This window comes from Gallibacterium salpingitidis (genome assembly GCF_001678495.1).
GTDB classification, from domain to species: domain Bacteria; phylum Pseudomonadota; class Gammaproteobacteria; order Enterobacterales; family Pasteurellaceae; genus Gallibacterium; species Gallibacterium salpingitidis.
Map to the genome: position 1 here is coordinate 35,899 of NZ_JTJL01000015.1, position 8,535 is coordinate 44,433.

At 38.7% G+C, this 8,535-nt stretch carries 9 protein-coding genes; all 9 read left to right on the forward strand.

Annotation, left to right across the window (positions count from 1 at the left end; all coding sequences use genetic code 11):
• Positions 1-6: 6 nt before the first annotated feature.
• The 9 genes from ccmD to QS62_RS04585 all read left to right on the forward strand — a co-directional run bounded on the left by ccmD (position 7) and on the right by QS62_RS04585 (position 8,417).
• Positions 7-219, forward strand: a complete 213-nt coding sequence (gene ccmD / locus QS62_RS04545) for a heme exporter protein CcmD (RefSeq protein ID WP_066106580.1) — start codon at positions 7-9, stop codon at positions 217-219.
• Entirely contained in the window at positions 216-758 is a 543-nt protein-coding gene (gene ccmE, locus QS62_RS04550) for a cytochrome c maturation protein CcmE (protein ID WP_066106583.1), read from the forward strand. The genes ccmD and ccmE overlap by 4 nt, the downstream gene beginning before the upstream one ends.
• On the forward strand, positions 755-2,713 hold the full coding sequence (locus tag QS62_RS04555; RefSeq protein ID WP_066106585.1) for a heme lyase CcmF/NrfE family subunit: 1,959 nt from the start codon (positions 755-757) through the stop codon (positions 2,711-2,713). Before ccmE ends, QS62_RS04555 begins: the two co-directional genes overlap by 4 nt.
• The gene (locus QS62_RS04560) at positions 2,706-3,272 is read left to right on the forward strand and encodes a DsbE family thiol:disulfide interchange protein (protein WP_066106588.1); all 567 of its coding nucleotides are present in this window, start codon (positions 2,706-2,708) and stop codon (positions 3,270-3,272) included. Before QS62_RS04555 ends, QS62_RS04560 begins: the two co-directional genes overlap by 8 nt.
• On the forward strand, positions 3,257-3,736 hold the full coding sequence (locus QS62_RS04565; protein ID WP_066106590.1) for a cytochrome c-type biogenesis protein: 480 nt from the start codon (positions 3,257-3,259) through the stop codon (positions 3,734-3,736). The genes QS62_RS04560 and QS62_RS04565 overlap by 16 nt, the downstream gene beginning before the upstream one ends.
• Complete coding sequence (ccmI, locus tag QS62_RS04570) at positions 3,733-4,629, forward strand: c-type cytochrome biogenesis protein CcmI (protein WP_066106593.1); 897 nt, start codon at positions 3,733-3,735, stop codon at positions 4,627-4,629. Before QS62_RS04565 ends, ccmI begins: the two co-directional genes overlap by 4 nt.
• 141 nt (positions 4,630-4,770) lie before the next feature.
• Entirely contained in the window at positions 4,771-5,265 is a 495-nt protein-coding gene (gene mobB, locus QS62_RS04575) for a molybdopterin-guanine dinucleotide biosynthesis protein MobB (RefSeq protein WP_066106596.1), read from the forward strand.
• A 13-nt stretch (positions 5,266-5,278) separates the two neighbouring features.
• Entirely contained in the window at positions 5,279-6,682 is a 1,404-nt protein-coding gene (locus tag QS62_RS04580) for a DHA2 family efflux MFS transporter permease subunit (protein ID WP_066106600.1), read from the forward strand.
• A 130-nt stretch (positions 6,683-6,812) separates the two neighbouring features.
• Positions 6,813-8,417 carry an ABC transporter substrate-binding protein gene (locus QS62_RS04585; protein ID WP_066106604.1) on the forward strand — a complete coding sequence of 535 codons (1,605 nt, stop codon included), beginning with the start codon at positions 6,813-6,815 and terminating at the stop codon, positions 8,415-8,417.
• Positions 8,418-8,535 lie beyond the last annotated feature (118 nt).

Sequence of the window (8,535 nt, forward strand, 5' to 3'; positions counted from 1 at the left end):
AATAAGATGACACCATTTTTTGATAGTTGGAGTGCCTTTTGGCAAATGGGGCAGCATGGCTTATATGTATGGCTCTCTTATGGAATTTCATTGATTGCAATTCTGTTATTGGTAATTGTCAGCCATCGTGGCAAACGAAAAATTTTGGTAGAAGTAAAAAGAGAAATGGAACGTCAACAGCGGATTAAACAACGTACCACTACGGAGAATAGTTTATGAATCCACGCCGTAAATCAAGACTTTATTTAATACTATTTGTGGTTGCTGGGATTAGCATTGCAGCAGGGTTAATGCTGTATGCATTACGTCAAAATATCGATCTCTTTTATACACCTAGTGAAGTGATTTATGGCAAAAATAATGATGCCAGTTTAAAGCCTGAACCGGGGCAACGAATTCGAGTTGGCGGTATGGTTGTTGATGGTTCAGTAGAGCGTGATCCTAATAGCTTAAAAGTGAAATTTAAATTGAATGATATTGGGCCAGCAATTGATGTTGAATATGAAGGTATCTTGCCGGATCTGTTCCGCGAAGGACAAGGCATTGTTGCACAAGGCACATTGAAAGATCCAACAACATTAGTGGCGCATGAAGTCTTAGCAAAACATGATGAAAATTATGTGCCGCCTGAATTAGGTGAGCAAATGAAGAAAGTGCATAATCCAATGGGCGTATCAGAAAAAGATCTGAAAGGGGAGTCTGAGCGCGATAAGATGCAGCTTGAACAAGCGTCACCACAATCCGAGGAGAAAAAATGATCGCAGAATTAGGCAATTATGCGTTAGCGCTTGCATTAGCAATTGCGATCTTATTAACAGTGATTCCGCTTTGGGGCGTGCGACAAAATAATCCATTATTAATTGCGTTAGCCAGACCGATGGCATTAGGACTGTTTTTAAGTTTGTCATTTGCCTTTTTTGGCTTGATGTATCTCTTTGCGATTAATGATTTCAGCGTACAGTACATTGTCAATAACTCAAATAGCCAGTTGCCGATCTATTATCGTTTATCAGCGGTATGGGGATCGCACGAGGGATCGCTATTATTGTGGATTTGGTTGTTAAGCTGCTGGAGTTTGGCAGTTGCGATTTTTAGCCGTCAATTACCGCAAGAATCTGTAGCCAGAGTTTTAGCGGTAATGGGGATGATCAGCATTGGCTTTTTAATTTTTGTGATCTTTGCATCTAATCCATTTGTTCGTACCTTCCCTGATTTTCCTGTTGATGGCAAAGAGTTAAATCCAATGTTGCAAGATATTGGGCTTATCTTCCATCCGCCATTGTTATATATGGGATATGTGGGTTTTTCTGTCGCTTTTGCCTTTTCTATTGCTTCTTTAATGAGTGGTAATTTGGATACTGCTTGGGCTAGATGGTCAAGACCTTGGACATTAGCGGCTTGGTGTTTCCTCACTTTAGGTATCGTGCTAGGTTCTTGGTGGGCGTATTATGAGCTTGGCTGGGGCGGCTGGTGGTTCTGGGACCCAGTGGAAAACGCGTCATTTATGCCTTGGCTGGCAGGAACGGCATTATTGCACTCATTAGCAGTTACGGAGAAGCGCGGCAGCTTTAAAGCCTGGACGGTATTATTAGCAATTTTGGTCTTTTCATTATGTCTATTAGGTACCTTCCTTGTACGTTCTGGTATTTTGGTTTCAGTGCACGCTTTTGCCTCAGATCCAACTCGTGGCTTGTTTATTCTCGCTTATTTAGTGGTGGTGATTGGCGGCTCACTTGGTTTGTATGCTTATAAGGGCAATGAAATTCGCTCCCGTGATAATTATCAGCGCTACTCTAGAGAATCCATGCTGTTGTTGAATAATGTATTGTTAATGACGGCATTAGCGGTAGTGTTATTGGGTACCCTATTGCCATTGGCACATAAACAGTTGGGCTTAGGATCGATTTCAATCGGTGCGCCATTCTTTGACCAGATGTTTTTAATCATTATGGTGCCATTTTCATTATTGCTAGGTATTGGTCCATTAGTGAAATGGCGACGTGATCAATTTTCAGCAATTCGTAAAGCAGTTGTGATCAGTGTGATCGTAATGGCGTTATTAGGTTTTATATTGCCGTTTGTGTTAGCGGATAAATTAACGGTTAGTGCTGTATTAGGCAGTATGATGACAGTGATTATTGCGATCTTAAGCTGCTATGAATTGCAGCAACGTGCAACACACCGTACAGGATTTTGGCAAGGTTTAACTAAATTATCTCGTTCTCATTGGGGAATGTTTTTCGCCCATATTGGACTTGCGGTTTCTGTGTTTGGTATCGCGTTTAGCCAAAATTTTAGTGTTGAAAAAGATGTCAGAATGAGTGTCGGCGATACGGTTAATGTTGCTGGTTATGATTTTAAATTTAGCCAAGTTAAAGAGAGTGACGGCCCAAATTACTTAGGAGCAACAGCATCTATTACTGTTAGTAAAGATCAGCAGCCGATAACAACCTTAGCAGCTGAAAAACGTTTTTACCAAGTGAGTCGTATGAGTATGAGTGAGGCGGCAATCGATGGTGGCGTTACTCGAGATCTCTATGCGGCATTGGGTGAGCGATTAGATAATGGCGCTTGGGCAGTACGTTTATATTACAAACCATTTATTCGTTGGATTTGGTTTGGTGGTTTATTAATGGCATTAGGCAGTGTGTTATGTATCTTTGATCGCCGTTATCGCTTTAGCAAATTAGTTAAAGGAGTGGGCAATGAATAAAAAATTGTATTTACCTTTAATTGTTTTTGGCTTGTTTGTGGTATTAGCGACAGTAGCGTTAATCCGTAATGCACAAGGTGATGATCCAAAAGCATTGGAGTCAGCGCTAGTTGGACAGCCAGTACCGGTTACTACAACCTTGACCGATCTCTTTGTAGCAGATAAACAATATAATGAAACTTTATTTAAACAAGGCAAGCCGCTCTTATTAAACGTATGGGCAACTTGGTGTCCGACTTGTTATGCAGAACATCAATATTTAAATCAATTGGCACAGCAAGGTATCACCATTATTGGTATTAATTATAAAGATGATGCGGCTAAAGCGAAAAAATGGTTAAGCGATTTGGGTAATCCATATCAAGTCGTGCTTGATGATCAAAAAGGCAGCGTTGGTTTGGATCTCGGGGTTTATGGTGCACCAGAAACTTTTGTAGTTGATTGTCAAGGCATTATTCGTTATCGCCATGCAGGTGATGTTAATCAACAAGTTTGGCAGGAAAAATTACAACCTCTTTATCAGAAATATGCAGCGGAGGCAGTATGTTCCGCCAAATAAGCACTCTTATTTTTTGTAGTTTGTTGTTGTGGGTAAGTAATACCACATTTGCCGCAATTGAGGCGTTACATTTTCGTTCTAACGCAGAAGAGCAAACCTATCACGAATTAACGCAAGAATTGCGTTGCCCGCAATGCCAAAATAATAATATTGCCGATTCTAATGCGTTAGTGGCAACAGATATGCGAGCTAAGGTGCTAGAACTGTTACAACAAGGAAAAACCAAAACAGAAATCGTTGATTATATGGTTGCTCGTTATGGCAATTTTGTCACTTATGATCCGCCTGTTACTGCGGGTACGATTATCTTGTGGCTCGCACCATTGGCATTGCTATTAATTGGAGTAATGATGTCATTACGCCGACGTAAAGCATTACTACCAACAGAGCAAACGACAGCTGAATTGACAGCGGAACAACAAACACGTTTACAACAATTATTAGAAAAAGGAAAAGAGCAATGAGTTTTTGGTTAAGTGCATTAGGATTGACGTTAGTGATTGCGTTGATTTGCTTTTTTCCGTTATTACGGCAAAGAAAACAGCAGAAAAATATTGAACGTGAAGCCTTTAACAAAGCTTTCTATTTTGATCGTCTAAAAGAGCTGGAACAAGCGGCTGCACAAGGATTATTGGATAACGAACAACAATTAAAAATCGAGTTACAACAAGCGTTACTGACGGATATTCCAAGCAAGACAAATAATGTTGCGCAATCACAACAACAATTCGGTAAAGTTTGGTTTGTTACTGCATTTTTATTGTTATTTGCGTTAGCGGGAGCGAGCTATTTTGCGGTAGGTTCGTGGCGTACGCAAGAGATGTTAGAGCAATCTTATACAAAATTGCCACAATTATTTGCACGATTACAAGATGAGCAGAAAAAGCCACTTTCTGATAGTGAAATTGAACAATTTATTGTTGCATTGAGATTGGATTTGCAAAAACATCCGGAGAATGCAGAAAATTGGTGGTTGTTAGGGCAGATGGGAATGGCAACTGACAAAGCGCAATTGGCAATGGATAGTTATGCCAAAGCTTATCAGTTAGTGCCAACGGATTTAACCTATAAATTGTCGTATGCCAGAATCTTAATGTTCTCGCAGGATCAAAATGATAATAGCAAAGGGCGTACGTTATTGTCTGAAGTGATTCGTCAGGATCATAGTAATGCAGATGCGTTAGGCTTATTAGCCTTTGATAGTTTCCAACGTGGTGACTATAAAATGGCAATTGTGAGTTGGAATATGATGTTACAGCTATTAGCACCAGATGATCCGAAACGCCAATTATTGGAACGTAGTATTGAGAATGCTCGTCAAGAGTTACAGCGCCAAGAGCAAAGTCAGCAAAAATAACCTTAAAATTATGATTAGGCTTAATGAAAAAATTAAGCCTAATACTTTTATCACAATGACAATCTTAGTAGAGTATTATAGTTTGTCATTTTTCTCACAATAAATTGCCACAAGATTTTTTCATTTTTAAAGGAGTACCTAATGATCCCAATGCTTGGTATTACTGGTTATAGCGGTACTGGCAAAACAACCTTATTAGAAAAATTATTACCGTTATTGGCAGCGCAAGGTATTCGTACTGCGGTTATCAAACATACACACCATAATGTGCAATTAGATAAACCAGGAAAAGATAGCTGGCGTATGAAAGAAGCTGGCGCACAACAGGTAATTATGACTTGTGATCAACGTTGGGCATTAATGACAGAAACTCCACAACCAGTAACGCTAAATTATTTAGCGCAACAATTTGATCCACAATTGGTTGATTTAATTTTAGTGGAAGGCTTTAAACAAGAACCGATCGCTAAAATTATGTTGCATCGTCAAGCAATAGAAAAACCATTACCAGAGTTTGATGAGCATATTGTTGCATTAGCGTTAGATTATCAATTGATAACAGATTTACCTGTATTAGATATTAATCAGCCACAACAAATTGCTGATTTTATTGGTAAATTTTATCGCCAGTTATAGGAATAATAACAATATGGCAGTAGCTTTAAGTAAAGAACATCGCGGATTAGCTTGGATTGCCTCGTTTGCCTTTTTTATGCAAACGTTGGACGTCACTATTCTTAATACCGCATTACCTATGATTGCCCATGATTTACATGAATCGCCATTAAATATGCAACTAACAGTAATTAGTTATGCGTTGACGGTTGCCTTATTTATGCCATTAAGCGGTTGGTTGGCAGATCGTCATGGTACGCTAACTATTTTCCGTTATGCGGTTTTGTTATTTGTACTGGGATCAGTGTTTTGCGCTATGTCGGGATCGTTAGATATTTTAATTTTATCGCGGATTGTACAAGGTATTGGTGGCGCGATTATGATGCCAGTAGCGCGTTTAACCTTGATCAAAGCAGTGCCAAAAACGGAATTATTACCAGCATGGAATTTAATGGCGATGGCGGGATTAACCGGCCCGATCTTAGGGCCGTTATTAGGTGGTTGGTTGGTAACTTATGCTTCTTGGCATTGGATCTTTTTAATCAATATTCCTGTTGGTTTATTAGGTATCTTTTTTGCCCGTTTTTATATGCCAAATTTGACAGGTGCTCGTTCTAGTTTTGATCGTATTGGCTTTGTGCTCTTTTCTGGCGGTATTGTGTTAGCGACATTAGGGTTGGATTTTATTGGTGAAGCGAATCGAGAACGCGATTTGTCAGTCATTTTTATTTTAATTGGTGCATTATCTCTTGTCGGTTATGTCTTTTATGCAAGAGGCAAACGTAATGTGTTATTTCCACTTTCTGTCTTTTTTAATCGGACGTTTACGTTAAGTATGATTGGCAATGTATTAATTCGTTTGTCGGCGTCTGGAGTACCGTTTTTGTTACCATTAATGCTGCAAATTGGTTTGGGTTATCCAGCAGATCAGGCTGGTATGTTGATGGTGCCGTTAGCGATTAGTTCGATTATTATGAAACCAATTATTACTAGAATTTTGACAAAATTCGGCTATAAACGAACCTTAATTAGCGCGAGTATTCTACTCACCTTTGCGGTCATTGGGTTAGGTTTTATTGGTTATAGTCAGAATCTGATTTTTAGTATCTTGATCATTATGTTTTATGGTGCTTGTATTTCGATGATCTTTTCTAGTGTTAATACGTTAATGGTCAGCGAATTAAAAGATGATCAAGTTAGTGCTGGTACGACTTTATTGAGTATTGTGCAACAAATAGGAATTAGTTTAGGAATTGCAGTTGCTTCGGTAGTGTTGAATTTATATCATCATCATGCTGGACAACAAGAATTGCTACATAGTTTCAGTAATACTTTCTTTACTTTGTCTGTATTTGGTGTGTTATCAATGCTGACATTTCTGCTTTTCCGCAGTAACGTTGGCGAATCTATGCACCATAAAAGTAATACAACAGAATAGTTATGTCATTTAGTTATAATGAACGACTTTTTGTTATTTCATTTTTACCATTAACTGACTAAGCTATATCGCGATAATGAATGCGTTTTCTATTCAGGGCGCATAAGTGATGACTACGGGGAGTAACCAAATGAAATTTAAACAAGTTTTTGCATTAAGTGCAGCGGCAACTGCATTATTGAGTACAGCTAGTTTTGTTCATGCAGAAAAAACATTTATTAACTGTACTAGCCGCTATCCGCAAGGGATTAGCCCAGCGTTGGTGATGGATGGTATTTCTTATAATGCTAGCTCACAGCAAGTATATGATCGTTTAATTAATTTTAAACGTGGTTCGACTGAAATTGAGCCGGGCTTAGCAGAAAGTTGGGATATTTCCGCTGATGGTTTAACTTACACTTTACATTTGAGAAAAGGGGTTAAATTCCATAGTAGTAAAATTTTTAAACCGACTCGTGATTTTAATGCAGACGATGTAGTATTCTCCTTTATGCGTCAATTAGATCCAAATCATCCATATCACAATGTTTCCAAAGGAACTTATCCTTATTTTAATGCGATGAAATTCCCACAATTATTAAAATCAGTGAAGAAAATTGATGATAATACAGTGGAAATTACGCTAACACGCCAAGATGCAACTTTCTTGCCTACCTTAGGTATGGATTTTCTTTCTATCTATTCAGCGGAATATGCTGATCAAATGATGAAAAAAGGTACACCGGAAAAAATTGATACCGACCCAATTGGTACTGGACCGTTTATGTTTGCTGGTGCGAAGTTGGATCAAGCATTACGCTATAAAGCTAACCCTGATTACTGGCAAGGTAAAACACCAATTGATACTTTGATTTTCAGTATTACGCCGGATGCAACAGCTCGTTATGCGAAATTGCAAAAGGGACAATGCGATATGATCGATTTCCCAAATGCAGCTGATTTAGGCAGAATGAAGAAAGATCCAAAAGTACAATTGGTATCACAACCGGGGTTAAATGTTGCTTATATTGCGTTTAATACAGAGAAAGCACCATTTAATAATGAAAAAGTGCGTCAAGCATTGAATTATGCGGCGGATAAAGCAGCCATTATTGAGTCAGTATATCAAGGCGCAGGTATTGCAGCGAAGAATCCATTGCCACCAACGATTTGGAGCTACAACGATCGTATTCAGGATTACCCATTTGATTTAGAAAAAGCGAAAAAATTATTAGCAGAAGCAGGGTATCCAGATGGTTTTGAAACAGAACTTTGGGTACAACCGGTAGTGCGCGCTTCTAACCCAAATCCACGTCGTACAGCAGAGATTTTGCAAAATGACTGGGCGAAGATTGGGGTAAAAGCAAAATTAGTCAGCTATGAATGGGGTGACTATATTAAACGTACTCGTGCTGGTGAATTTACCGCAGGAATTTATGGTTGGTCTGGTGACAATGGTGACCCAGATAACTTCTTATCACCATTATTAAGTTGTGAAAATGCCAATAATGGCAGCAACTATTCACGTTGGTGTAATAAAGAGTTTGATGCGCTATTAGCTAAAGCGATTGTGACATCAGATAAAAAAGTGCGTGCACCATTATATGAGCAAGCACAAGAGATCTTCCATAAAGCAGTTCCTTGGATTCCAGTAGCTCACTCTGTAAGTTATACACCATTAAGTCCGCGTGTGCGTAATTATGCACAAAGTCCGTTTGGTTATAATGCGTTTTATGGGGTAGATGTTGTTGAGTAGTAGAGAAAGCGGGCATAGCCCGCTTTCTATTAAGAACTAATCTAAATTTTTTCAATAATTTTAATAAAAGATTCTTGGGTTCCCTCTTACTCTTGCCCGAATGTAAATAAGATTTTCA

Excerpts from the sequence above, each read along its gene's own strand:
- QS62_RS04580 (WP_066106600.1), top strand. The coding sequence starts at position 5,279 with ATGGCAGTAGCTTTAAGTAAAGAACATCGCGGATTAGCTTGGATTGCC.
- QS62_RS04560 (WP_066106588.1), top strand. The coding sequence starts at position 2,706 with ATGAATAAAAAATTGTATTTACCTTTAATTGTTTTTGGCTTGTTTGTG.
- ccmD (WP_066106580.1), top strand. The coding sequence starts at position 7 with ATGACACCATTTTTTGATAGTTGGAGTGCCTTTTGGCAAATGGGGCAG.
- QS62_RS04555 (WP_066106585.1), top strand. The coding sequence starts at position 755 with ATGATCGCAGAATTAGGCAATTATGCGTTAGCGCTTGCATTAGCAATT.
- ccmI (WP_066106593.1), top strand. The coding sequence starts at position 3,733 with ATGAGTTTTTGGTTAAGTGCATTAGGATTGACGTTAGTGATTGCGTTG.
- QS62_RS04585 (WP_066106604.1), top strand. The coding sequence starts at position 6,813 with ATGAAATTTAAACAAGTTTTTGCATTAAGTGCAGCGGCAACTGCATTA.
- ccmE (WP_066106583.1), top strand. The coding sequence starts at position 216 with ATGAATCCACGCCGTAAATCAAGACTTTATTTAATACTATTTGTGGTT.
- QS62_RS04565 (WP_066106590.1), top strand. The coding sequence starts at position 3,257 with ATGTTCCGCCAAATAAGCACTCTTATTTTTTGTAGTTTGTTGTTGTGG.
- mobB (WP_066106596.1), top strand. The coding sequence starts at position 4,771 with ATGATCCCAATGCTTGGTATTACTGGTTATAGCGGTACTGGCAAAACA.